Genomic DNA, 24,170 nt, shown 5'->3' with positions numbered 1-24,170 from the left:
CGCCTCTCGGCGGGGGGGGGGGCCCGGGCGGGCTTTTGCCGCACCGGCCCCCCCCCCCGCGAGCCGGGGAGTTCGGTGGTTCGGTCGCTCAAAGACGGGGTTCGGTGATTCGGTCGTTCGATGCTATATGACGCTGGCCCGATGGGAGAGTCGCCGTCGGTCGCTACGATTCGGTCCTGTCGAATGCACCAGTCGGCGGTCTCGTCCAGGCCGTTTCACCGTCGCCTCGACTCGGCGATTCGTCATCCTTTTCTACGCCAGTAGTCTCGATTCCCACGAGATTTTCGCCGTTCGGCGTCGAACCTACGCCACGTAAATCACATGGCGCTATACGCAACAGCTTCGGCGGAGCGGTCGATCTTCTCCGAGTAAGTCTCCCCGAATTTCAGGACTTCGACCGTTCTCGGGGATGACAACGCCGGTTCACCGCGCAGACCGCGATGACAGATAATCCGTCGACGGCGCACGACCGATTTACCCGCCGCCGAACGCCGACAGTCGGACCTCCTCGACGTCGCGCAGGTACCGCCGGATGCGCGAGTCGTCCCAGCCAAGCGGCGCGAGCACGCTCTCGGCCGCCCGAAGCAGCCGGTCGGCGTAGAACGCCGCGTCGTACCCTTCACTTCCTGCCAACTCGAAGTCGAGTCGCACGCGCTCGCGCGTGCGAGAGGCGTCGTCGTCGATCACGAGGAAGTCGAACGACTGGCCGGGCTGGGGGTCGAGGCCGACGTTCGCCGCCCGCTCTACCACCGCCACGGTCCGGGTGCTGTGGCTGTACGCCTCGCGGGACTTCGACGCGCGCCGGGTGATGAGCAGTTCTTCCGGGTCCACGTCGCCCGCCCGGAGGTCTCGGAGGTGGCGCTTCAGCACGTCACAGACCGGTGCGGGCTCGCGGTGGCGGTCGAGCGCGTCGAGCAGGTCGCGCTGGACGCGCTCGACGAACGCCGAGGTCGAGCGCTGGCGGGCCTCGATGCCGCGGAGCTTGTATTTCGAGCGACCGGCGACCTTCCCGAAGTAGCGGTTGAGCGCGCCCGCGTCCGAGTCGCGTCGCGGGACGAAGCAGAGCCAGTCGTAGGTCGCCTCGCGTTCGAGCGGGATGTCGACCTCGTCGGAGACCGCGCTGACCAGTGAATCGAGGGGCGCGGGGTCGTCGTCCGCGGGCGTGACCCAGAGGCTGTCGACGATGCCGTGGACGACCCGCCAGCCCTCGTCCTCGAATCGTTCCTTGGCGGTCAACAGCAGGTCGCGTGCGACAGCGTTGATGGCCTCGTGGCACTCGATGCGGCCGAACTTGGCGTTCCGGTAGCCCTGATAGCCGAAGCAGGAGACGAGAATCCACTTGATGGCGTTCGATATCTGGCGGGCGCGGGCGATCTCGTCGTCGGAGCCGTCGGAATCCGTGCCGGTTCGGATCTTCTCTTTCAGCGCCGCGCGGTCGTCCAGCAGCGGTTCGAGCACGTCGGCGAGGAACCCCCGGTCGTCGCAGACGTTGTACCCCAGTTCCGGCACGTCCGCGCGGTCGGCGTGGCAGTCACACAGCACCGTGTCGGGCGAGACGTTGTACTCGCAGATGATGCGGGGGTACAGCGACGCGAAGTCGACCTCGCGCACGTCCTCGTGGAGGCCGACCTCGGGCGAGAAGGTGAACCCGCCGCGGTCGGCGGCGTGGAGCGTCCGCACGTCCTTGAACGCCTCGGGCCGCCACTTGGTCCACGGGACGAGCACGTCGCGCTCGCGGGCCTCTCGTATCTGGATGCTGGTCAGGATCGTGCCGATGCTGGCCCGGGCGACCTCCTGGATGGGCCGCCACGACTTCCCGGAGAGGTAGCGCAGCCCGGCCAGTCCCGCCGAATCCCAGAGGAAGCTGTTGGAGGTGTCGATCAGCACGCGACCCGGCAGGTCGTACCGGGCGGGCGAGTGGCTCACCCGGCCGTAGCTGTGGAAGGTGCTCTCGCCGGCGAGCTTTCGAAAGCTGAAAGCGCCTTCTCGCGTCCGGCCGAGTTCGAACTCCTCGCGGCCACAGTCGGCGGCTTTCTCGTAGAGGAGCGCGATCAACTCCCCGCGGTTCACGACCAGCACGTCGGGGTCGACCTCGGAGAGTCGGTTCTCCAGAATTTCGAGCAGTACGTCCGGCGTCGCGCGGAACGACTCGCCGTCGATTTCGAGCTTCGAGAGGTCGCGGTCGGCGAGGCGCTTGCGCCCGACGCGGAGTTCGAGCGTCCGGAGGTCGACCGCCTCGGGGATGGTCGGGTCGGTGTCGGTCTCGACGCAGTACCGGAACCCGGGCGAGAAGTCCACGTCGTAGAGTCGAAAGGTCCCGGGCGGGTAGGTCCCGCGCTCGTGAAGCCCTCTGATCTCGCGCGCCAGTTGGTCGACCTCGCTCGGGCGCGCGAGGTCGACCCGCAGGACGGGCACGCGCTCGTCGGCGTCCAGTCGGGCGAACCGTTCCACGACCGCGGTGCGGGCGACCTTCGGATCGGCGTCGAGCGCCGCGCGGAGGTCGGCCATCGGCCCGCGCTCGGCAGTCGCCCCGCCACTCGCTGGCGATTCAGGGGCGGTCATCCCACCGCTCGCCGGTGACGCGGGCGCAGTCGCTGCGCCCGCGTCGCCGGCGACGAACACCGACGGCCAGTAGTCGGTCACGCGCTCGGTCCGGACACCGCCGTCCGCAGTTCGGTGCCATTCCACGACCGCGTCGTCCGTGACGTCGATCTTGAACGCCATCTATTCCCGAGAGACTTCGTGGTCGGCCCCGTCGCCCTCGCGGCACTCCTCGTCGAGGCGCTCGCGAAGCTCCCGGAGTTCGATTTCCTGCGCGAGCAGGACCGACACGAGGAAGGCCGTCTCGGGGTCGGTGGCGTTCATGTACCCCGCGGCGTCGGCGTGCTGGCGGGCGCGCTCGAACAGCCGGTCGAAGTGAGGCTTGTGCTGGCGTCGCAGCCCCCGGCGGAACCGGGCCCAATCGTCCTCGTAACTGTCGAGGAAGTCCCGGAAGGTGGGGTTGGTCCGGCCCACGGCTACACCTCCGCGTTCTCCCCGCCGGGTCGGTTGCCGGTGGACGCGTCGACTAGCCCGGCCGCCGCCGCGGCGAGCGCGGGGTCGTCGGCTTCGCCGGCGACCGCGCCGAATAGCTCGACCCAGTACGGGATGGTGGTCTGCCAGTAGCCGTCGTCGAGGTACACCGTGGTCTCGAAGTCCTCGGTCGCGTACTTCAGGCCCGCCTCGGTTCGGGTGCACTCGATATGGCCGTCGGCGTACTCGCCGAGCAGGGTGGCGAAGGTGTCACCGTCGCTGTCGCAGTCAGCGCCCGCTGATGTCGACGCGCCGGTGCTCGTCACCGCCGAATCTGCGGATTCGGCGGTGACGAGCACCGGCGCGTCGGTCGCGCGGCCGAACTCCCGCAGGATGGTCAGCGACGACTCGAACAGGTCGGCGGCCTCCCGGTCGGGCACGTCGTCGTCCCGATACAGCGAAGGCAGGCAGGGCGCGACCACGAGCGCGGGGTCGGCGGCCTCCCGAACCGCGCGCCGGACCAGCGAGTGGTGCTGGTAGGCCGTGAATGCCCGCGCGACCCGGACGCCCGATAGTCTCGCGCGACTCGGCGCGAGCTCGTACAGCGCATAGGTCGAGGCCTCGTTGCGGGCGTCGACCCAGAACGTTCGGCCCTCGCGCTCGGCGAGTTCGGCCAGCACGAGTTGGTGGAGCGCCGGCGAGCGCCGCCGCGGTCGGTCGAGCACGGTCAGCCCCGAGTCGAGTCGGGGCACGATTCGCGAGTGAGTGGCTCCTCCCGTCATGAATCCTCTCCGTGTTCGGATAAATCGGAGAGCCGTTTAACGGTCGGCCATCCTCACGGTGAAAGTGAAAGTGTCGCGGGACTACCGGAATCCGGACGCTTTCGGGCGGTTCGGGTCGTGGCGATGGTGGCCCGTGCGGGTGAAAATGAAGCCGACGCCGGACTCCTCTGTCGCCACCTGTTACTCGCCGGGTCCTCCATCGGATGTTCGAGATCGGTCTATCAGTCGAATCCAGTCCAATCGGCGTTCCTCGTACTCACCTCTCCGACGGATAAATAGTTTGTATCCTATCTTTCACCAGAGATTCCAACTTCGGGTGACGATCCGCGCCCAACAGATAAACCAAATACAGCTATATCGAACTGCCTTCGAGCAGGCGTACAGCACGGGAGAATCTACGACCGTTCTCGACCCCCCTGACGGCACTCGATTACTCCTCCTCGACTGCGTTCGTCGCCTCGAAGAATCCGGAGCTCGCACGCCTACGGAATGAAATACCCTATCCAAATATCGAATATAACAAAAACACTAAGTGCAGAAGGCGCTCTTAAGTCAGTAATGCCAGATCGAAATTCGGATAGACGACAATTCCTCAAAGTAGCCGGCGGGTCGTCGGTCGCCGGTGCGACGATGCTGGCCGGCTGTTCCGGGGGAAGCAGCGACAACGACACCACGACGGACGCGTCCGGTGGCGACTCGGAGACGACGAGTTCGGATGGTGACCCGGAGACGACGACGGCAGACGCGTCGGCCATCTCGCGGGGGGGAGAGCTGGTCGCGGCCATCGCGACGGACCCGTCCGCGCCGCTCCACCCGCACAAGACGCGGAGTTCGCAGGGCGTGATGCTGGCCCGGGCGTACGCGAGTTCGCTCGTCGCGCTGACGCCGGAGGGCGACGTAGTGCCGGAGATAGCCGAGTCTATCGACGCGAGCGCGGACGCGACGACCTACGTCGTGACGCTCCGGGACGACGTCACGTTCCACCCGCCGTACGACCGCCAGCTGACGGCCGAGGACGTCGTCGAGAACTTCCACCGGATACTCGACGAGGAGTACGGCGCGACGTCGCTGTCGAACTTCCAGGGATTCCTCGTGGGCGAGGGAATCGACCCCGAAGAGACGGTGCGGGCGACCGGCGACTTCGAGGTCACGTTCGAACTCGCCCAGCCGTTCGCCGACTTCGTGAACACGCTCACGTCGGTGTTCATCCTGCCGATGGAGGCGGTCGACGAACACGGCGAGGACTTCGGTACCATGGGAACGGGAACGTGGGGGGCCGGACCCTACACCTTCGTCGAGGGGCAAAAGCAGGACCACTACACGTTCGAGGCGTTCGACGACTACTTCGAGACGGGGCGGGACGACGAGCCGCTCCCGTACCTCGACGAGGTCCGGTTCGAGATCGTCCCCGAGTCCTCGACGCGGATGACCCAACTCCGGACGGGCGAGGTCGACGTGGCCGGCCCCGTTCCGGCGACCGACGCCGACTCGCTCGAGAGCGCCGACGGCATCTCGGTCGAGTCGACCGCTAGCGTCATCCGGATGTGCAACTTCCTCAACCTCAACAAGGAAGAGTTCGGGAAGCAGAAGGTCCGACAGGCGATGATGCACGCGGTCAACCGCGAGGCCATCGTCAACGTCGCGTACAACGGCTACGCCGAACCAGGCTGGGGCGTGTTCCCGCCGTGGCACTGGGCCCACTCTGAGGAGGCGACCCAGAGGTACCCGTACGACCCAGAGCGAGCCCAGCAGCTCCTCGAAGAGGCCGGGGAGACCGACCTCTCGTTCGAGTGTCTCGTCCCGAACCAGCCCCCGTTCTCGGACGTGGCGGAGATTCTCAGCCAGAACTACGCCGACGTCGGCATCGACATGGAGATCAACACCGTCGAGGAGTCCTCGGCGTGGGGGTCGCTGCTCGGCCAGTGGGGCAACGAGCCACCGGGACCGTCGGTCGAGGACTTCGAGAGCAACGTCCAGACGCTGAGCGTCGAGATGTACGCTGACAGCTTCGCGTACTGGAAGTACCACACCGGCCACTTCCTCAACGTCACCTACTACGACCAGTCCGACGACGTCATCGAGCAGGCCCGCGAAACCACCGACCGGAGCGAGCGCGAGGAGCTGTACGCCCAGCTCGAGCAGGACGCGACCGAGTTCGCCGACCGGATCGGTCTCGTGTGGCCCAGCGTCATCCAGGGCGTTCAGAGCTCGGTGCGCAACTACGACGTGTACCCGAACCAGCGGATCATCCTGAAGGACGTCTGGCTGGAGCAATGACGGGCGGCGACGCGGGGTTTCACGACCGCGTAGACGTAGAGTCGCTGTTCACCGGCGACGTCGGGTGGTCCCACCTCGAGACGCTGACGGCCATCGGCGGACGATTGCCGGGCAGCGACGCCGAGCGGCGCGCCGCCGAGGCCACGGCCGAAGCGTTCGAATCGGCGGGCGCTCGGAACGTCCGGCTCTCGGAGTACGACATCACGGGCTGGGAACGGGGCGAGAGTTCGATCACAGTAGCGGGCGAAGACGACTCGTTCGAGGTGCTCGCCCTGCCCCGCAGTCCGTCCGAGACGGCCACCGGCCCCCTACTCGATCTGGGGTACGGGACGCCGGAGGACTTCGCGGACGCCGACGTGAGCGGGCGGATCGTGCAGGTCGCCGCGGGCGTCCCCGACGGGTACGGCCGATTCGTCCACCGGACGGAGAAGTACGGCCGCGCGGTCGAGGGCGGCGCGGCCGGGTTCGCCTTCCGGAGCACGCTCGACGGCGACCTCCCGATGACGGGGAGTCTCGGCACGGCGGACGAACCCATCGGCGAGATCCCGGCAGTCGCCGTCAGCAAGGAGATCGGGCTGCTACTGGCACGTCAGTTCGAGGGCGAAGAACTCACGCTCGACGTGACCGCGACGATTGCATCGGCGACGAGCCGGAACGTTCACGCCGAGATCGGCCCCGACACCGACGAGGAACTGTTGGTGACGAGTCACGTGGACGCCCACGACCTCGGGCGCGGTGCGGTCGACAACGGGACCGGGACGGCCGGACTCGTCGCGGTGGTGAACGCGCTCGCCGACGCGGAATCGGCGCTCGACACCCGCGTCCACGCCGTCGCGTTCGGCTCCGAGGAGATCAACCTCGTCGGGTCGGGCCACGCCGCCGAGGAGTTAGACACCGACCGGGTGAAGGCCATCGTCAATCTCGACGGGCTGGCCCAGTCCCGCGATCTCGAAGCCTACACTCACGGATTCGACGCGCTCGAAGGGGTCGTCGAGGCGACCAGCGACTACTTCGAGCACCCGATAGCGACGGTGAACGCGTCGGTCCCGTTCAGTGACCACTGGCAGTTCTTCAAGCGAGGGGTGCCGACCTGCTTCGTCTCCACGTCGTCCGAGCAGGCGCTCCGCGGCTGGGGCCACACCCACGGGGACACCCTCGACAAGGTGGAGCCCCGGGACTTCCGCGAGCAGACCATCCTGATAACGGGACTCGTCGGCGCGCTCGCCGACGGGGAGGTCGAGACGAACCACGAGCCCGTCGAAGCGATCCGGGCCAAGCTCGACGCCGAGGATCAGCTCGAAGCGCTCCGGAAGATGGAGTGGTGGCCGTGACCGGGCGAGCCGACGAAACGTCGGTGGCGTCGAGACCAGCCGACGAACCCTCGGTCGCGGGGGGGGCGGGGGCGGGGGCGCCCCCCCCCCCCCCCCCGGGGCCCCGGGGGGGGGGCCCCCCGCCCCCCCCCCCCCCCCCCCGCGGCGAGGTCCCGCCGAGTCGCGACCGAGCGCCCGACCTGCGACGTGACGCCGAAGGATGAATAGGACGAACTACCTCCTCAAGCGGCTGTTCCTGATGATTCCGGTGCTGTTCGTCATCTCCGTGGGCATCTTCCTGCTGCTGAAGCTGACGCCCGGCGACACGGTATCGTCGCTGTTGCCCGCGGGCCAGCAGAGCGAGGCCCAGATCGCGTACGTCACCGAGAAGTACGGGCTCAACCAGCCAATCCACGTCCAGTACTACAAGTGGCTGGCGAACGCGCTCCAGGGAGACCTCGGCACGTCCTACTCGATGGAGGAGCCGGTCACGACGGTCGTGCTGCGGTCGGCGTGGGCGACGGCACAACTCGGAATCATCGCGGCGATACTCGGGCTGGTGGTCGCGATTCCGGTCGGATTGCTCAGCGCGGCGTATCGGGGCACCTGGGTCGACGAATTCGGGCGACTCGTCTCGTTCGCTGGCATCAGCCTCCCGGCCTTCTGGGTCGGCATCGTCGTGATCCTCGTGTTTTCGCTGTTCTGGCAGCAGTGGTACGGACAGACTCTGGTTCCACCCGGCGGGTACGTCGCGCCCTCGAAGGGGCTGGTCGCGTGGTTCCAGCACGCCATCGCGCCCGCGGCGACACTCGGCATCGGGTTCGCGGCCATCATGGTCCGCCAGATACGGTCGTCGATGATCGACGTGCTCGGCGAGGAGTACGTCCGGACCGCCCGAGCGAAAGGCGTCCGCGAGCGCATCGTCGTGCTCGTCCACGCGTTCCGGAACGGGCTCGTCCCGGTAGTGACGGTGTTGGGCTTCCAGATCGGCGTGCTGATGAACGGCGCCGTCGTCGTCGAGCAGGTGTTCCAGTGGCCAGGCATCGGTCGTCTCCTCTATCAGGCGGTGACCGCGAAGGACGTGCCGCTGGTCCAGGGGATCGTCCTGTTCGTCGCAGTGGTGTTCGTGGTCCTGAATCTCGTCGTCGACATGATGTACACGTATCTCGATCCGAGGGTGGAGTACTGATGACCGCCGAGAACGTCCAGCGACCGTCGCGGCGCGAACGAATCGCGGACCGACTTCGGAGCGCGAGAGAGACCTACGGCAGGATGGGCCGGGCGAGTCGGATCTCGCTCTGGCTCATCGTGTTGATCGTCGGCGCAGCGGTGCTCGCGCCGGTCGTGGCCCCGTACAGCCCGTACCAGGAGAACTACGACCGGTCGCTCCAGTCGCCCTCGGTCGACCACCCCGCGGGCACGGACCTGACCGGGCGCGACGTGCTGAGCAGGATCATCTTCGGGACGCGCGTGTCGTTGGCCGTCGGGGTCGGGTCGGTCCTGCTCGGCGTCCTGCTCGGGGTGCCCATCGGGAGCGTAGGCGGCTACTTCGGCGGGTGGATCGACGAGTTCGCGATGCGAAGCATGGACGTGGTCATCTCGTTCCCCGCGCTCGTGCTCGCGCTGGCCATCATCGGCGTCGTCGGCGGGAGCCTGTGGAACCTGATCCTCGTCATCGGGGTGGTGTTCTCGCCCCAGTACGCCCGGCTGATCCACGGCGAGGTGCTCTCCATCAAGGAGTCCGAGTACGTCGAAGCCGCCCAGGGGATCGGCCTCGGCAACGTCTCGGTCCTCTGGCGGCACATCCTGCCGAACGCCATCGGTCCCGTGATCGTTCAGGCGACGTTCCACGTGGCCCTCGCCATCATCATCGAGGCGTCGCTGTCGTTCCTCGGGCTCGGCGTCCAGCCGCCCCAGCCGACGTGGGGCGTGATGATCGCGGACGGTCGCCGGTACCTGCCAGCCGAGTGGTGGATCTCGGTGTTCCCGGGCTTCGCCATCATGATCACCGTCCTCGCGTTCAACCTGCTCGGCGACGGCCTGCGCGAAGTGTACGACCCGCAACTGGTGGATCAGTAATGACACGAACGACTGCGGCACGAACTGACGAAGCGGACCGCGAGGAGTGGGAACTGATCGCGCGAGACGACCCGCTGCTGTCCGTCCGCGACCTGCGGACGCACTTCCACACCGACGAGGGCGAACTCAGGGCCGTCGACGGCGTCTCCTTCGAGATACAACAGGGCGAGGTTCTGGGGCTCGTCGGCGAGAGCGGCTCGGGCAAGAGCGTCACGAGCCTCTCGCTGATGAAGCTCATCCGGTCGCCCGGCGAGATCGTCGACGGCGAAATCCTGTACGACGGCGAGGACGTCCGCGGGATGACCGGCGAGCGACTCAGACGCCTCCGAGGCAACGAGATGGCGATGACGTTCCAGGAGCCCAGTTCCGCGCTGAACCCGGTGTTCGACGTGGGCTGGCAGATCGGCGAACCGCTCCGGGTCCACGAGGACCTGAAGAAGGGAGCCTCCAGAGAGCGCGCCGTCGAGCTGATGCGGCAGGTCGGCATCCCGAGCCCCGAGGCGCGGGTCGACGACTACCCGTACCAGTTCAGCGGCGGGATGCAACAGCGCGCGATGATCGCCATGGCGCTGGCGTGCGAGCCCAACCTGCTCATCGCGGACGAACCCACCACCGCGCTCGACGTGACCATCGAGGCGGCCATCCTCGAACTCATCCGCGACCTGACCGACTCGCTCGGGATGGCGACCCTGCTCGTGACCCACGACATGGGCGTGGTCGCGGAGCTCTGCGACAGGGTCGCGGTGATGTACGCCGGCCGGATCGTGGAGTACGGCGACGTGGAGACGGTGTTCGAGGACCCCCGACACCCCTACACGCAGGGGCTGCTCGGCTGCATCCCCGACCCCACGGCGTCCACCCAATCGCTGGACCCCATCGGCGGCGAGCCGCCGGACCCGCGGGAGTTCCCCGCGGGCTGTCACTTCGCCGAGCGCTGTCCGGCCAGCGTCGAAGACTGCGAGCGAACCGACCCGCGGCTCAGAACCGTGGGAGACGACCACTACAGCGCCTGCATCTGGGAGGACCCATGAGCGGGAGCGACGAGCCGCTGCTCGAAGTGTCGGGACTCACCAAGCACTTCGCCCAGAACGACTCGCTGCTGCGACGGCTCCGCCCCGACCAGTCGGTCCAGACCGTCCAGGCGGTCGACGGCGTCGACCTCCGGATTCGGGACGGGGAGACGGTCGGACTGGTCGGCGAGAGCGGTTGCGGGAAGAGCACGTTCGGCCGACTCGTGCTGCGGCTGCTCGATCCCACGGCCGGGTCGATCAGCTACCGGGGAGAGGCGGTCGACGAGTTCGACGCGGCGGCCCTGCGTGAGTACCGGAGTCACGCCCAGATGATCTTCCAGGACCCGTTCGGGTCACTGAACCCGCGGTACACGGTCCGCGAGACCCTCGTCGAACCGATGGAGGTCCACGACATCGGGGCCTCGAGCGCCGAGCGAGTCCAGCAAAGCACCGAGTTGCTCGAACGCGTCCGGCTGGGGGCGGAGTACCTGGACCGATACCCCCACGAGCTGTCGGGCGGCCAGCGCCAGCGGGTCGCCATCGCCCGGGCGCTTGCAGTCGAACCGGAGTTCGTCGTCGCCGACGAGCCGACGAGCGCGCTCGACGTGTCGGTGCAGGTCGAGATACTGGACCTCCTCGGCGAACTGCAGGAGGAGATGGACCTCACGCTCCTGTTCATCACCCACGACCTGAGCGTGATCCGTCACGTGAGCGACCGCATCGCGGTGATGTACCTCGGGAACCTCGTCGAGATCGGCGAGACGGAGTCGGTGTTCACGAACCCGTCGCACCCGTACACGCAGGCGCTGCTGTCGAGCATCCCGAACCCGGACCCGTCCGCGACGCCGGACCGCATCCCGCTCGCGGGCGACGTGCCGACGCCGATAGATCCGCCGTCGGGCTGTCAGTTCCACCCGCGCTGTCCGAAGATCGTGCCGCCCGAGGAGTGGGACCACGACCAGCGGATCTGGCGCGAACTGTTCCGGTTGCGGACCAGGCTGGCTAACGGCGAGATAGAGCCGGACGCGGTGCGCTCGACGCTCGTGGACGGCGACGAACGGGCGGACGACGACGCGGTCGTCGACGCGCTGTACCGGAATCAGGTCGAAGAACGGGTCGGGAACGCGACGGACCGAGCCGTTCCCGATTCGGCCGCGACCGTGGCGCGCGAGGCGCTCGCGGAACTCGTCGTCGGAAACGACGACGACGCGGTGGCCCGACTCGAAGACGCAGGTTTCGTCACGGTCTGCGAGACCGAGGAACCGGACCTCACGACGACCGAACACGGGACCGATGTGCGCTGTCACCTGCACTCCGAGGCCACGCGGGACCACCCGGACAGAGACGAGTTGCGCGAGCGGAACCGGGAGAAGATCCTCTGAGGACCGAAATTCCTCCGAGAGCGCAGAAGACACTCTCGGAAGGGAGGCGTTTTCCCCAGCGGTCGAAGGTCCACCCCGCGGCCCGGCCCGCGCCTGTTTTTGGCGAACCTAAAAGTTCAAATACCGCTCGCCACAACCGACGAACAGCATGAACGCGGACCGAGCAGGGGACGAGGAATCGGACGGCGTCGCCGAAGACGAAAGCACGACCGGCGACAGCGGCGAGGCAACGACCGGCGACAGCGGCGAGCGGTACACCTTCGACGACGTGAGCGTCGTCATGGGCACCTACAACGAGGAAGCGGCCATCGGCACGGTGCTGGACGACGTCGAGCGCGTGACCGACGGCCGGGCCGAGGTGGTCTGCGTGGACGGCTCGTCGGATCGCACGCCCGAGATCGCCCGCGAGAAGGGCGCGCGGGTCGTTCGGCAGGAGCCGCAGGGCTACGGCGTCGCGGTCCGGGAGGCGCTGCTGACGCCCGACCGGGCCGTGGTGGTGACCACCGACTGCGACGACACCTACCCGATGGAGCAACTGCCCGAGTTCCTCGACGCGGTGAATCGCGGCAACGACGTGGTGAGCGGCGACCGGCTCTACTGGGGCGCGTCCGCGATGCCGGACCTCAACCGCTGGGGAAACTACGCGTTCGCCGGGCTGGCGAGCCTGCTGATGGGCGAGCTGGTCCACGACACCACGACCGGGATGCGGGCCTACCGCCGCGAGGTGATCGAGCAGATCGCGTGGACCGAGAACACCGGACTGTCGGCGGAACTGCTCATCCGCCCGCTGATGCGGGGCTACGACGTGCGCGAACTCCCCATCGAGTACGACGAGCGCGCGGGCGAGACGAAACTCGACCCGCTCTCGGGCGGGGCCGCCATCGCGAAGTCCATCGTGAAGGTGTGTGTGGAGGAGCGCGGGCGCAGAAACTAACAGCCGGAAGATGTCGGCTGTCGCCCGATAGTTACGCGCGACCCAACTGAGGCCATGACGAAAGCAGCCGTCGTAATTCTTGCAGGGGTCGAATCGCACGCGGACAAGGGCCGGGTCGTCAACGGGCTCCAGACCGCCACGGAGTTCTCCGAAACGCAAGGCGACGAGGTTCAGTTGATCTTCGACGGGGCCGGGACCCAGTGGATTCCGGAACGGTCGACGGAGTACCGATGTCCGCTGGCCCGGCTGGGTTCCAACGGGACTTCAACTGGAACCCAGTGGGGGTCCGTCCCGCAAACTCCCCGTCCGGCCTCAGTCCACTCGGTAGGCTTCGATGCGTCGGGCGGCGGTCCGATACGCGAGCGGTATCGCCAGGCCAGCGCCGACCAGAACGACCCAGCCGAGTGCCGTCACCGCGTCGATGCTCGGGTCGATGCCGAAGGGGAGCCACTGCGAGAGCAGAACGGACCCCGCGACTCTGGCTGTCTCGTCGCTCGCGAACGCGACTGCGACGACGATCAGACTCAGACAGATCGAAAAGAGGCTGTACGCCCGTTTGCTCGGCGGAACTGCCTGTCTGGACGCGTCCAGACTGACCGCCTCGAAGCGCGGGAAGAGCGAGCCGATGCCGGTCGCGAGCGTCGCGCTCCCGACCACCGCAGCGACGCTCGCGATGCCGAGCGCGACGAGTACCGCTTCCGAACTCCCCGCGAGATAGCCCGCCCCGATAGCTGTCCCCGCGGTCAGTGGCGCACCCACGAGGGTCGCGGCGGTAACGTGACCGTGGACGACGTGTCGTCCGCGTGCGGGTGCGGTCAACAGCGCCGGGAGCGTCGCGCCCTGATTGCCCAGCGGATTCAACGGGATCACGGCACCGGCCGCCCACGCGCCGTACCAGACGACGAACCACGGGACGTACCACGGAACCGTTCCGCTCGTCACGGCACCTTCCACGAAGGAGATGGCCGCCAGAAGCGGCGGTGCGACGAACACGAACTGGAGGGGCGAGCGGACGGCCCGAAGGAGCGTCGTACTCGCGATACCGCGCGTCGCGGGCGCTCGACAGACCGCACCGAGAACCGCGTCGACGCGACGGTCCGGTGCCGTCGGCAGCTCTTCGTCGTCACCGTCGTTCGCGTGGGCGGTATCGGCCAGCCACGCGTATCGTGCGGCCGGGACCGACAGAACCGTCCCGCCGGAGACGGCGAGGGGAGAGAGCCCGAGGAGGAGCAGCGCGCCAGTCGGGTCGATGCTGGCGTCGGGAGTGGTCGCGAGCGCGAGATGCCCGAACCACGCCACCGGTGGGGCCTGCAAGACCGGTTCCAGTCGCTCGACGACCGTCAACAGTTCGCCTGTCACCGAGAGCGTGACGTATGCGAGTCCGAGAACGACGCCGACGACGGTCGTCAATCGGCCGAGGTTCCGCGACCGACGGATGACGCCCTTGATCGTGAATCCGATCGGGTAGCCGATCGCCGCAGCCGAGACAACGACGACCACTGCTGCGGCGAGCATCCCGACCAGCGGTAACGGCGAGCCGGACCCGGCCGCCAGTCCGGCGCCGGCGACGAGTCCGAGCGGTATCGTGTACACCGAGAACTTGCTGGCTGCCGCGATCAGCATCCCGCCGACGACGTCTGCGGCCGGGCGGATCGTCAGATACTGACCGTCGTTGTCGAGGTCGGTGTTGCTACTCACACCGTCGCCCGCTAACAGGATCGTCAGGAACAGCCAGAGAATGCCCGTGGCCGTCACCAGCCACGTCGGCGTGGGCCCGCCAGCAGTCAGTTGCGTGCCGACGTTTCTCGCCGCGTCGAACGTCTCCCAGAGGAGGAACGCACCGATGAACCCGACGACGACGGTGAACGCCAGCCAGAGGTCCTGGTTTCTGACCCATCGGTAGCCTCGGATCAGGTCGATCCGGGCGATCTCCCAACTGGACCGGGGCGACGGCACGATGTCGCGAAACCGACCGTTTGCAGTAGCGCCCTGACTGCCGGCCCCGGATCGCGTGGTCGACGGCGACCGGTCGGTGGCGGGAGGCGAGTTCTCAGGCATTCTTCGAACTCCGTTCGGCCTCCCGGCCGCCGGTCTCCGGCGTTCGACCGTCGGCTCGCTCGGCGCCCTTGGCGTCCCGCTCGTCGGTGATTTCGAGGAAGGCCGTTTCGAGATCCGGCGACTCGTTCGCTCGGGCCTTGAGTTCCGCGGGGGGAGCCTCCGCGACCAGCGTGCCGTCGTCGATGACCCCGACCGTGTCTGCGAGTTCGTCGACGGCGGGCAGGATGTGGGTCGAGAGGAAGACGGTCATCTCCTGCGTGACGAGGTCGGCGATGGTGTCCCGGACGGTGCGCGCTGCGCGGGGGTCGAGACCGCTCGTCGGTTCGTCGAGTAGCACCACGTCGGGGTCGTGGAACAGCGCCGCGATTATCCCGACTTTCCGGGTCATCCCCGTCGAGTACGAGGCGATGGGGCGGTCGGCGTCGGCGAGGAGGTCGAAGCGGTCGAGAAGCGCCTCGATGCGTTCGTCCGCTCGCTCGTCGGGAATACCGTGAAGCCTGGCGACGTGGCGGAGCTGTTCCCAGGCGGTGAGTTCGTCGAAGACGGGCGGGTCCGCGGGCAGGTATCCGATTCGCTGGGTCAACCGAGAGCGGTCCGTAATGGGGACGCCGGCGACTTCCGCGGTGCCTGCCGTGGGTTCGGTGAGTGTGACCAGCATCCGCATCGTCGTCGTCTTGCCGGCTCCGTTCGGGCCGAGGAACCCGTAGACGGTTCCCGGCGGTACCGACAGCGAGAGGTCCTCGACGGCGGGTTCGCCGCCGTACCGCTTCGTGAGTCCGTCGGCAGCGATCGCGAAGTCGGTCATGAAAGCATCGCCCTCGATAGCGTGCCGTGACGGTAGTCGCGAGGCGGAACCGGATCGTCGCGCGAACTGTTCGTGAGGACTCGTAGCGCGGTGGGTCGTGCAGGCATCTCGGTGTAAACTCTCCTTTACAGTAAAGCGCCCTTTACACATCAACTTCAATCTGTTGACTCGATATCGCGTTCCGGACGACGGAGGCATTCGACCGCGAGCCGGCAGTTCACGCGACGAGCGTCCGAAACCCCCGACAGAAGATACTCCGCATCCAGAGCTGGCCTCGCGGGGAGGGGAGTACGCCGCCCGGTGGGTCACGCGGTCGCGTTCTCGATGCTGTCGGCCCGCAGTTCCGTCTCCATCCGGATCCCGTCGGGCATCGCGCGCTCGACGTACGCGGCCTCGCCGCCGCAGGTCGCGGGCGAGAGACACGCCTCCCGGATCGGCGATAGCGCGCGGACCGTCCCGTCGTCCCCGATGCGAACCGGGAGTTCCAGTCGGTAGGAGAACCCGCCGCCGGCGCGGTCGTTGACGAACACCTCGACGCGCACTTCGTCCTCGTCTGCGACTGGGACCGTCGCGTCGTCGCCGGACGAGCGTAGGCCCGGTCCAGCGAGGCGGGCCGACCCGTTCTCGACGCGAATCTCGACGGTCAAATTCTTCGACGTGTCGTTGACGGCGTAGTAGGCCACGCCCCCGTCGCTCGCGAGTCGGACCGAGACGCGGTCCGCCGAGTCGAGCAGGCCCAGCGTCGCGCTCGCGGTGACGCGCTCGCCCTCGACGGCGTCGACGCGCTGGATCGCGGGCGTGACAGACTCGCCGGTGAAGGGAACCCACGCACCGCGGTAGACGTAACGGTAGTACGTGCGGTTCGGGAACGCCGAGACCACCGCGAGGTCGTCCGAGCCGTCCTCGACCGCGAACACCGCGTCGCCGTCGTAGCCGGGGTCGTTCCGGAGGTGCTGGAACGGGTGGTTGAGCCAGTCGCCGTACGGCGTCGGGACGAACACCACGGCGTTCGAGAACTCGCGGTCCTCGAACGGGGCGTAGGCGTCCTCGTACGCGCCGGTGGTCTCGGCGTTGTCTGCGACCGGCGGCGCGAGCACAGCACCGGTCGCGCCCGCGAGCACGAGCGCGGTAGCGAGCGCGAGCGCGGCCGCAGTTCCGCGCGCGGAACTGCGGCCGCGCTCGCCGATGTGGTCGGTTCGTTCCGTCCACGCGCGCACTCGGTCGCCGACGAGGAGCGTGCCGCGGGCCGCGAACGCCGCGGTCGGGACCAGCAGGTCGAAGTGGTAGTACGGCCCGAGCGCGACGATGAGGCCGTCGTCCGGGTCCGCGAGGTCCCCGAGCAGGTTGAGGTTGCCCCAGAAGTAGACGTTGCCCGCGACGACCGAGACGAACAGGCCCGCCAGCAGAGCCTTCGCCTGCGCGTCGGTGAACTCGGGCGACCACGACGAGGGCCGAACGCTCGCGCGCCGGAGGAATTCGGCCACGCCGAGCGCCGCGAGCAGGGTGCCGACAGAGCCGCCGACCACCCACTCGGTGAACAGCTCGCGGACCACCTCGGCGTTGGCCCGGAGTCCGAGCGCGGGGGTGTACGCCTCGCTGTGGCCCAGAATCTCGCGGTGGCCGAAGCCGAGGCCGTCCGCAGGCGCGAACGCCTCGTAGGGGAACAGCCACGGCGAGCCGGTCACCACGGCGTTGTACACGAGTGCGGTGGCCACGCCCGCGAGGCCGCCGACTGCGGTTATCGACAGCCGGACGACGGTGGGCGAGGCGAATTCGGCGAGAGCGCCGCGCGACGCGCGGCGCTCTCGCCGAACCGCCGTGACGAGCGAGTACAGCGCGTGTGCGATGAACGGCAGCGCGAACAGCACCGCGGTGTACGGCCGCGAGAAGAAGGCGATTCCGATTGCGAGGCCCGCGAGCGCGGCGTAGGCCGCGCTCGTGCGACGGTTGGAGCTGTCGCTGGCGCGCGAGGAGTCGCCGGACGGCGACTCCTCGCGCGCACCGGACTGCAGGACCGGGGCGCGTCGCGCGGCCCTGATGTATCCGAACGCGAACAAGAGGTTCCAGAACGCGGTGGGGGCGTACGGCAGGAACACCGCCGAGTCGACGACGAACAGCGGGGAGGCCAGCAGGAAGGCTCCGGCAAGCAGCCCGGTCCGGCGGTCGAACGCCTCGCTTGCGACGGCGATAGCCAGTGCAACGTTGCCCGCGGCGATCAGCACCAGCGAGATGCGGGGTTCGCCGAGCGCCTCGCCGACCGCGAACATCGCCGCGGGCACCGGCGCGTACTTGGGGTAGAGCCGCCCGGCCTCTTCGAAGAAGAACCACGGCCGGAAGGAGTCCAGAACTGGGGGTGCGAGCGACAGTGTTCCGTCCAACAGCATCGCGGCCTGCTGGAGGTACACCGCCTCGTCGTGGTTCACCGAGTGGTAGGGAAACAGTTCGGTCGAGACGAGAAGCGTGACCGCGGCCGCGAGGCCGGTCAGCGCCGCGCCGAGCAGGCGGAACCGCCGTCTGTTCATCGCCGACGCGCGTCCGACTCGTCAGTGTCGTCCGAGGCGTCAGTTTCGGAGCCGCTTCCGTCGGTTTCGGGACCGCTCCCGTCAGTCTGGACACGGGACTCGCTCGCACCGGTCGCGTCGTCCGCGTCCGACTCGTTCGCTCGCCGGGCCGACCCCGACAGCGCGCCCGAGACGCGCTCGGTGAACGGCTGGCTCTCCTCACGGGGCGGGTACCACGCCAGCGTGTGGTCGGCGTCGAGTTCCACCCGGACCGGCTTGCCGATGTCGAGTTCCTTCACGTGGTTGTGCTGGCAGTGGACCACGTCGTCGTTGTCGAGTTTCACTCGATAGACGAACGACGGGCCGGTGTACTGGCGGTGGATGATGTGGCCGTCGGCCTCGGTCTCGTCGACGACGGTCGCCCGGAGGTCGTCGGGCCGGACCAGCACGTCGAGGTCGGTGCCGACGTAGTCGTCGGTGAGGCCGTTGAGTCGCTGGGGCGCGAAGTTGCCGATCGGCGTGACGATGGTCCCCTCCTCGAACCAGGCCGAGAGGAACCCGGCCTGCCCGAGGAACGAGGCGACGAATCGCGACTCGGGATGCTCGAACACCTCCTCGGGCTTGCCGACCTGCTCCATCCGGCCGTCGTTCATCACCGCGACGCGGTCCGAGATGGACAGCGCCTCCTCCTGATCGTGGGTGACCGAGACGGCCGTGACGCCCGCCTCCTTAAGGATGGCCCGGACCTCCTCGCGCATTTCGACCCGCAGGCGCACGTCGAGGTTCGAGAACGGCTCGTCGAGCAGCAGGATCTCGGGCTCGGGCGCGAGCGACCGCGCCAAGGCGACCCGCTGTTGCTGGCCGCCGGACAGTTCGGTCGGTTTGGCCTCGCTGTGGGCCGACAGGTCCACGAGGTCGAGCAGTTCCTCGACGCGCGCGTCCGCCTCGGCCTCCGTCGCGTCGGTGAGTCCGAACGCGACGTTCTCCGCGACGGTGAGATGCGGAAACAGCGCGAAGTCCTGGAAGACGAGGCCCACGTCGCGGTCCTCGGGTTCGACGTGCTGCGAGCCGTCCGCGACCGACTCGCCGGCGAGCCGGACCGCGCCGCCGTCGGGGCGTTCGAGCCCGGCCATCATCCGGAGCGTGGTGGTCTTGCCACAGCCCGAGGGGCCGAGCAGGGTGAGCAGTTCCCCCTCGCGGACCGACAGCGACAGCGCGTCCACCGCGGTCTCGGCGGCGTACTCCTTGACCACGCCGTCGAGTTCCAGCACGGTGTCTGCGTCGGCCGCCTCGGCATCGGCCTCGTCCCGCGGGGTCGTCAGCGCGTCCGGGTTGGTTCGTTCCATAGTGTCGTCCTTTGAGGAATCGCAACGAATCGCGTCGTTACTCATCCGTTCGTTCCTCCCGTTTAATGAGGCTTCCGTCCTGCACGAGCAGGACGAGCATCGAGAGCGCCGAGACGCCGACCAGCACCAGCGCGGGCACCGCGGCTTGGCCGTAGTAACCGGCCTCTTGGACGCGCCAGATGTGGGTCACCAGCGTCTCGAACCCGGCCGGTCGCAACAGCAGGGTCGCGGGCAGTTCCTTCATCGTGGTCAGGAACACCAGCGCAGCGCCCGCGATCACGCCGGGCGCGATGAGCGGCAGGGTCACCTTCCGGAACGCCTCGCCCGGCGTGCGCCCGAGCGTCCGGGCGGCCTCGACCAGTTTGGCGTCGACCTGCAGCACGGACGACCGGGTCGTCCCGACCGCCTGCGGGAGGAACCGGACGACGTAGGCGAACACCAGCAGCGGTACCGTCGGGTACACCGCGGGGCCGTACGACGACCCGAAGTACACCAGCGCGATGCCCAAAACGATGCCCGGCGTGGCGTAGCCGACGTACGTCGCTCGGTCGATCAGCGAACTCACGGTCGACCGGTAGCGCGCCGCGAGGTACGCCACCGGGATGGCCGCGAGGGTCGCCGCCGCCGCGGTCAGCAGCGAGACGTACGTCGAGTTCCAGCCGTACACCCACTCGAACGCGAACCCGCCGCCAGCGTACCCCGGGCCGCTCCGGGTGAGCCACATGAACAGCACCGCGAGCGGGACCACGAGCGCGAGGGTGGTGACCGCCGCGCAGAACAGCAGCGCGGGGATCTTCCACGCGCCCAGCGGTGTGCGCTCCGTGTGGCCGCCGCCCCCGGCGTAGCTCTCGCTGCCCTGATTGCCGACCCGGGACTCGAGCGCGACGATGACCGCCGTCACCGCGAGCAGTTCGAGCGACAGCAGCGCGGCCGTGTCGCGGCCGAACGTGTTGAAATCGACGTAGATTGCCTGCGTGAACACGCTGAACTGCATGATCGACGGCGTTCCGAAGTCCGAGAGGGTGTACAGCGCGACCAGCAGGCTGCCCGCCGCGATGCCCGGCGCGATCTGGGGGAGCGTGATGCGGCGGAACGCGGTCCACCGCGAGTGGTTGAGCGTCCGGGCGGCCTCGACGAGCGTGCCGTCGAACGACAGCAGCGACGCCCGCGTGGTCAGGAACACGTACGGGTAGACGAACAGGGTGAGGACGAGCGCTGCGCCGTGAAAGCCGTAGATGGTCGGGATGGACTCCACGCCGAGGGGGGCGAGCGCGTCCGCGAGCGCGCCGCGCGGGCCGAACGCCGAGACGAACGCGAACGCGCCGATGTAGCTCGGAACCACGAGCGGGAGTGCGAGCACGACCGTCCAGAATCGCCGAAACGGGAGGTCGGTCTCGACCGTGAGTATCGCGAGCGGAACCCCCAGCAGGACGGACGCGGCGGTCACGGTCGTCACCAGCCCCACGCTGTTGACGAGAATGTCGATCATCGACGACCGAGAGAGCATGGCGATAGAGCTCTCGACGCCCACGTCGGCCGCGCGGAGGAAGATCCAGAGGATGGGCGAGAGGACCGCGACCGCGATACCGGCCGCCAGCAGCGTCAGCCCCACGGGGAGCGAGTCTCCGTCCTCCGCGACCCCGATCCCCCGTCGCCTGACGTACCCTTCGAGTCTGTCGAGTGCGCTCATCTTAGAGAACGCCCACCTCACGCATCAGCCGGAGCGTGGGTCCGAGGTTCGACAGTTCCGAAAGGTCGAGGTTCGGCGGGCTGAGTTCGTCGATGGGCGGCAGTCCACCCACCGGGGGCACGCCGGGGATCATCGGGTAGGCGAACGCCGTCGTGGCGAAGAACTCCTGAGCCTCGACCGTGAGCAGATGGCGCACGAAGTTGGTCGCGAGTTCCTGGTTCTGTGCCCCTTGGAGCACCTGTGCGCCGCTGAGGTTGACCAGTGAACCGGCGTCGTTCTGCGTGAACGCCAGATCGATGGGCGCGTTCGGTCGCGCGGCCTTCACCCGGAGCACGTAGTAGTGGTTGGCGAACCCGGCCGCGACCTCGCCGTCGGCCACCGCGTTCGAGGTGAGGAACTCGTCGTTGTACTCGGTCACGCCGTGGTCGACCATCTTCTGGAGCCACTCTTTGGTCGCGTCCTCGTTCTCCATGAGGCGCATCGCGGTCACGAACGACTGGAACGCGCCGTAGGTCGGTGCCCAGCCCATCGAGTCGGCGAGCGCGTCGGTCTCGGGGAACTGCGCGACCTTGTTCGGGATGTCGTCGGCCGAGAGCTGGTCCGTGTTGTACGGAATCGCACGCGCTCGGCCCGCGACGCCGACCCACTGGCTGTCGAAGCGGAACGTCTCGGGCACGGGGTCGGTGACCTCCGACGGGAGTTCGGTCGCGACGCCCTGGTTCGCCACGTAGGCGAGCGAGCCGGCGTCGACGGCCCAGAACACGTCGGCCGAGCTCGACCCGCCCGAGGACTCCTCGACGATGGTGTTGGCGAGCTGGGCGGTCGGCGCGGACCGGACCTGCGGGTCGAAGTCCGGGTACACCTCGCGGAACCGGTCGAGCAGGTTGCCGTAGAGGCCGCCTTCGCCACCGCCGAGGTAGAGGTTCAGCGTGCCCGAGAGGTCGGGCAGGTCCTCGATGCGCGTCCCCTCGAGGTCCGGGCGACCCTCCGAGTACGGCCCGGATCCTTGGAACGAGTCGACACCGGCGTCGGCCCCGTCCGCTTTCGTCGTGCTTCCCCCCTGGGTCGTGGTCGCCGTCTGCGTCTCCTGATCGCTGCCGTCTCCGGCACAGCCCGCGAGCGCGGTCGCCGTCGCCGCGCTCAGCGCGAGAAACCGGCGTCGGCTCGACTTGTCTCGGTGAGTCATCGCTTACTAGATTAGGCCAGCCTAAAACTCTTATACCTACTGGTTTCGTTCGCGGGTTTGGGAGAGAAGGAGGGATCGAGGCGGTCGGCCAATCGCGGTCGGTCGCCGCGACCGCGGTCGGCCGTCCGGCGGTGTGGGTGCAGTCGGTCGGCGGGCAAAGCGAGTCAGTCGTCGGCGGGAGCCGGCGCGGTTCGGAGCGTCCGGAGTTCGTCGAGCGCCGCCAGCCAGTCGAGCATGTACTCGCCCACGTAGTTGAAGAACTCGCCGTTCTGGTACGTCTCGAAGTCGCCCCTGGCGAGTTCGGTTCCCATCGCCTCGAACGCGCCTGCGAACGAGTCGGCGTCGCTACCGACCGCGTCGACGACCTCCCAGAGGTGTTCGTTGAGTTCGAGACCCGGCACCTCGTTGTTGAGGTCGTCGAACGTCGAGCGCGACGCTTTGTTGTGCTCGCACAGGGGCGCGCCGTTGTAGATGGTCTTGTCGAGCAGGTCGCAGGCGCGCTTGAGGAACACGCCCGACCAGATGTCGTCGAACCGGCCGACGTCCCACCGGTTGTCGTCCATCGGGAGCTGGTAGAACGCCGGGACGATCTCGCGCCGGAACGCGAGGTTCATCGAGCAGACCGTGAGGTAGTTGCCCTCGGCGGCCACGAAGTCGTCGCCGTAGTCGTCACTCGTCGTCCGGGTCTGAGCCTGCCCGCGCAGGTCGCCGTCCATCAGGATGCGCACCGCGTCGAGGTCCGGCACGTTGGTCCACAGCCCCTGCGAGGCGACCACGTCCGAGACGCGGGTGGTGTCGGTCTCGACCGTCTCGTCCATCGCCGAGTAGGGGTAGCCCCTCGGGTAGAGCCCGTGCTCGTCGAAGTTCTGGTAGAGCACGTTGACCCAGTTCTCGTCCGAGGAGACCGCCTCGATCTCGCCCGAGAAGTGAAGGTTGTCGAGGTGACGGCCGAAGAAGTCCGCGTCGTCGTGGGGAAGCGTGTCGTCGTCGACGAAGAAGCCGTACTCGAAGTCGTTAGCCCAGAGGTACAGCAGGCCGAAGCTGGTCTCGGCGTGGCTGGCCGCCGGCACGAGGTGGTCGTACTCCGAGATGCCGTGGTCGTCGTACCACGCTTCGCGCCGAGAGCCGTCGAACACTTCGCCCGAGACGCCCTCCTCGTCGAGCATGGCCCGCATCTCCTCGGTGTCGCAGAAGTCTTCGGTCACCAGCAGGACGTGAAGTCGGTCGAGGTCGAAGCCGTGTTGCCGGGCGTTGTCGAAGTACGCCCGCATGCACTCGTACTCCCGGATCGTCGGGACGACGACGCAGATGTCCTCGGTCGCGCTCGTTGCGTTCATCGGGTACCTAAGAAGAGTTTAGGCAGGCCTAAAAAGTTATCCATACGTCACGGGAGTTCGCCAGCGCTCGGGAGCGCCGCGCTCGTGTTCTTAAAAGGGATTCGCCCCATTCCGACGAACATGTCCGGAATCGAAACCAAGCGGCCGGGCCCCGTACCGACGACTATGAGTGGAAACGACCGAAAACTCTGGGGCGGAATCGCCATCCTACTCGTCGGGGCCGTCTTGCTGTTCGGTCCGGTCGCGCTCGGCCTGCCGTACGAACAGATCGTCGGCGGGGTCGCGGTGCTCGGCCTCGCCGCGGGGGCGTACCTCGTCGGCACTGCCGAAGACGGACGGCCGGTCTGACCCACAGGAAGTACGACCGGACTGACCCGCAGGAAGCCCGACCGAACCGTCGCAAAACCGTTTGCGTGACTATGCACGGCAACCGGAGCTAAGGGGCTCGGCGTCGTGGTTTC

The 24,170-nt window shown here is 68.0% G+C and carries 17 protein-coding genes and 2 pseudogenes; 9 read left to right on the top strand and 10 right to left on the bottom strand.

Annotated elements, in window-relative coordinates; translation table 11 throughout:
* Positions 1 to 474: 474 nt before the first annotated feature.
* Genes DPQ64_RS03485 through DPQ64_RS03475 form a run of 3 tightly spaced genes read right to left on the bottom strand, consistent with a single transcriptional unit; the run spans position 475 to position 3,794 of the window.
* Complete coding sequence (locus DPQ64_RS03485; protein ID WP_115862967.1) at positions 475 to 2,724, bottom strand: type B DNA-directed DNA polymerase; 2,250 nt, start codon at positions 2,722 to 2,724, stop codon at positions 475 to 477.
* Positions 2,725 to 3,015, bottom strand: coding sequence for a hypothetical protein (locus DPQ64_RS03480; protein ID WP_115862966.1), 291 nt, complete (start codon positions 3,013 to 3,015; stop codon positions 2,725 to 2,727). It abuts the gene before it with no gap.
* A gap of 2 nt (positions 3,016 to 3,017) precedes the next feature.
* Positions 3,018 to 3,794 carry a hypothetical protein gene (locus tag DPQ64_RS03475; protein ID WP_115862965.1) on the bottom strand — a complete coding sequence of 259 codons (777 nt, stop codon included), beginning with the start codon at positions 3,792 to 3,794 and terminating at the stop codon, positions 3,018 to 3,020.
* Between the two features lie 558 nt (positions 3,795 to 4,352).
* Here DPQ64_RS03475 and DPQ64_RS03470 point away from each other — a divergent pair.
* The 8 genes and pseudogenes from DPQ64_RS03470 to DPQ64_RS19995 form a co-directional block, all read left to right on the top strand.
* Positions 4,353 to 6,071: an ABC transporter substrate-binding protein gene (locus tag DPQ64_RS03470; RefSeq protein WP_157971572.1), complete on the top strand. Its 1,719-nt coding sequence runs from the start codon at positions 4,353 to 4,355 to the stop codon at positions 6,069 to 6,071.
* Complete coding sequence (locus DPQ64_RS03465; RefSeq protein ID WP_115862963.1) at positions 6,068 to 7,402, top strand: M28 family peptidase; 1,335 nt, start codon at positions 6,068 to 6,070, stop codon at positions 7,400 to 7,402. Before DPQ64_RS03470 ends, DPQ64_RS03465 begins: the two co-directional genes overlap by 4 nt.
* A gap of 199 nt (positions 7,403 to 7,601) precedes the next feature.
* The gene (locus DPQ64_RS03460; RefSeq protein ID WP_115862962.1) at positions 7,602 to 8,570 is read left to right on the top strand and encodes an ABC transporter permease; all 969 of its coding nucleotides are present in this window, start codon (positions 7,602 to 7,604) and stop codon (positions 8,568 to 8,570) included.
* Positions 8,570 to 9,460, top strand: coding sequence for an ABC transporter permease (locus DPQ64_RS03455; protein ID WP_198661990.1), 891 nt, complete (start codon positions 8,570 to 8,572; stop codon positions 9,458 to 9,460). The genes DPQ64_RS03460 and DPQ64_RS03455 overlap by 1 nt, the downstream gene beginning before the upstream one ends.
* Positions 9,460 to 10,491: an ABC transporter ATP-binding protein gene (locus DPQ64_RS03450; RefSeq protein ID WP_115862961.1), complete on the top strand. Its 1,032-nt coding sequence runs from the start codon at positions 9,460 to 9,462 to the stop codon at positions 10,489 to 10,491. The genes DPQ64_RS03455 and DPQ64_RS03450 overlap by 1 nt, the downstream gene beginning before the upstream one ends.
* A complete protein-coding gene (locus DPQ64_RS03445; protein WP_115862960.1) occupies positions 10,488 to 11,852 on the top strand; it encodes an ABC transporter ATP-binding protein in 1,365 nt (454 codons plus the stop codon). The genes DPQ64_RS03450 and DPQ64_RS03445 overlap by 4 nt, the downstream gene beginning before the upstream one ends.
* A 280-nt stretch (positions 11,853 to 12,132) precedes the next feature.
* Complete coding sequence (locus tag DPQ64_RS03440; protein WP_232820470.1) at positions 12,133 to 12,786, top strand: dolichyl-phosphate hexose transferase; 654 nt, start codon at positions 12,133 to 12,135, stop codon at positions 12,784 to 12,786.
* 54 nt (positions 12,787 to 12,840) lie between these two features.
* Positions 12,841 to 13,011: pseudogene (locus DPQ64_RS19995) on the top strand (DsrE family protein); the annotation flags it as partial.
* Between the two features lie 87 nt (positions 13,012 to 13,098).
* Here the strand turns inward: DPQ64_RS19995 and DPQ64_RS03435 are convergent.
* From DPQ64_RS03435 to DPQ64_RS03405, 7 genes and pseudogenes are all read right to left on the bottom strand, one after another.
* Positions 13,099 to 14,844 (bottom strand): hypothetical protein, encoded by a 1,746-nt coding sequence (locus tag DPQ64_RS03435; protein ID WP_115862958.1) that lies wholly within the window; start codon positions 14,842 to 14,844, stop codon positions 13,099 to 13,101.
* On the bottom strand, positions 14,837 to 15,649 hold the full coding sequence (locus tag DPQ64_RS03430; RefSeq protein WP_115862957.1) for an ABC transporter ATP-binding protein: 813 nt from the start codon (positions 15,647 to 15,649) through the stop codon (positions 14,837 to 14,839). The genes DPQ64_RS03435 and DPQ64_RS03430 overlap by 8 nt, the downstream gene beginning before the upstream one ends.
* 305 nt (positions 15,650 to 15,954) lie before the next feature.
* A complete protein-coding gene (locus tag DPQ64_RS03425) occupies positions 15,955 to 18,171 on the bottom strand; it encodes a DUF7846 domain-containing protein (RefSeq protein ID WP_115862956.1) in 2,217 nt (738 codons plus the stop codon).
* Positions 18,172 to 18,377: 206 nt separating this feature from the next.
* Positions 18,378 to 19,496, bottom strand: a pseudogene (locus DPQ64_RS03420) (ABC transporter ATP-binding protein); the annotation flags it as partial.
* A gap of 37 nt (positions 19,497 to 19,533) precedes the next feature.
* Complete coding sequence (locus DPQ64_RS03415; protein ID WP_115862954.1) at positions 19,534 to 21,186, bottom strand: ABC transporter permease; 1,653 nt, start codon at positions 21,184 to 21,186, stop codon at positions 19,534 to 19,536.
* A 1-nt stretch (position 21,187) separates the two neighbouring features.
* A complete protein-coding gene (locus DPQ64_RS03410) occupies positions 21,188 to 22,372 on the bottom strand; it encodes an extracellular solute-binding protein (protein ID WP_115862953.1) in 1,185 nt (394 codons plus the stop codon).
* 164 nt (positions 22,373 to 22,536) lie between these two features.
* Positions 22,537 to 23,709 carry an alpha-1 4-glucan-protein synthase gene (locus tag DPQ64_RS03405; RefSeq protein WP_115862952.1) on the bottom strand — a complete coding sequence of 391 codons (1,173 nt, stop codon included), beginning with the start codon at positions 23,707 to 23,709 and terminating at the stop codon, positions 22,537 to 22,539.
* Between the two features lie 165 nt (positions 23,710 to 23,874).
* Here DPQ64_RS03405 and DPQ64_RS03400 point away from each other — a divergent pair, with 165 nt between their 5' ends.
* Positions 23,875 to 24,057, top strand: a complete 183-nt coding sequence (locus tag DPQ64_RS03400; protein WP_115862981.1) for a hypothetical protein — start codon at positions 23,875 to 23,877, stop codon at positions 24,055 to 24,057.
* Positions 24,058 to 24,170 lie beyond the last annotated feature (113 nt).

Source organism: Halorussus litoreus (assembly GCF_003382685.1).
Classification (GTDB): Archaea; Halobacteriota; Halobacteria; order Halobacteriales; family Haladaptataceae; genus Halorussus; species Halorussus litoreus.
Note: the sequence above shows the minus strand (reverse complement) of the source record. Positions and strands in the feature narration are given on the sequence as shown.

What these genes read in the sequence shown, in the direction of transcription:
- DPQ64_RS03485 (WP_115862967.1), bottom strand. Translation starts at nt 2,724, where the DNA reads ATGGCGTTCAAGATCGACGTCACGGACGACGCGGTCGTGGAATGGCAC.
- DPQ64_RS03475 (WP_115862965.1), bottom strand. Translation starts at nt 3,794, where the DNA reads ATGACGGGAGGAGCCACTCACTCGCGAATCGTGCCCCGACTCGACTCG.
- DPQ64_RS03470 (WP_157971572.1), top strand. Translation starts at nt 4,353, where the DNA reads ATGCCAGATCGAAATTCGGATAGACGACAATTCCTCAAAGTAGCCGGC.
- DPQ64_RS03465 (WP_115862963.1), top strand. Translation starts at nt 6,068, where the DNA reads ATGACGGGCGGCGACGCGGGGTTTCACGACCGCGTAGACGTAGAGTCG.
- DPQ64_RS03460 (WP_115862962.1), top strand. Translation starts at nt 7,602, where the DNA reads ATGAATAGGACGAACTACCTCCTCAAGCGGCTGTTCCTGATGATTCCG.
- DPQ64_RS03455 (WP_198661990.1), top strand. Translation starts at nt 8,570, where the DNA reads ATGACCGCCGAGAACGTCCAGCGACCGTCGCGGCGCGAACGAATCGCG.
- DPQ64_RS03450 (WP_115862961.1), top strand. Translation starts at nt 9,460, where the DNA reads ATGACACGAACGACTGCGGCACGAACTGACGAAGCGGACCGCGAGGAG.
- DPQ64_RS03445 (WP_115862960.1), top strand. Translation starts at nt 10,488, where the DNA reads ATGAGCGGGAGCGACGAGCCGCTGCTCGAAGTGTCGGGACTCACCAAG.
- DPQ64_RS03440 (WP_232820470.1), top strand. Translation starts at nt 12,133, where the DNA reads ATGGGCACCTACAACGAGGAAGCGGCCATCGGCACGGTGCTGGACGAC.
- DPQ64_RS03435 (WP_115862958.1), bottom strand. Translation starts at nt 14,844, where the DNA reads ATGCCTGAGAACTCGCCTCCCGCCACCGACCGGTCGCCGTCGACCACG.
- DPQ64_RS03430 (WP_115862957.1), bottom strand. Translation starts at nt 15,649, where the DNA reads ATGACCGACTTCGCGATCGCTGCCGACGGACTCACGAAGCGGTACGGC.
- DPQ64_RS03425 (WP_115862956.1), bottom strand. Translation starts at nt 18,171, where the DNA reads ATGAACAGACGGCGGTTCCGCCTGCTCGGCGCGGCGCTGACCGGCCTC.
- DPQ64_RS03415 (WP_115862954.1), bottom strand. Translation starts at nt 21,186, where the DNA reads ATGAGCGCACTCGACAGACTCGAAGGGTACGTCAGGCGACGGGGGATC.
- DPQ64_RS03410 (WP_115862953.1), bottom strand. Translation starts at nt 22,372, where the DNA reads ATGACTCACCGAGACAAGTCGAGCCGACGCCGGTTTCTCGCGCTGAGC.
- DPQ64_RS03405 (WP_115862952.1), bottom strand. Translation starts at nt 23,709, where the DNA reads ATGAACGCAACGAGCGCGACCGAGGACATCTGCGTCGTCGTCCCGACG.
- DPQ64_RS03400 (WP_115862981.1), top strand. Translation starts at nt 23,875, where the DNA reads ATGAGTGGAAACGACCGAAAACTCTGGGGCGGAATCGCCATCCTACTC.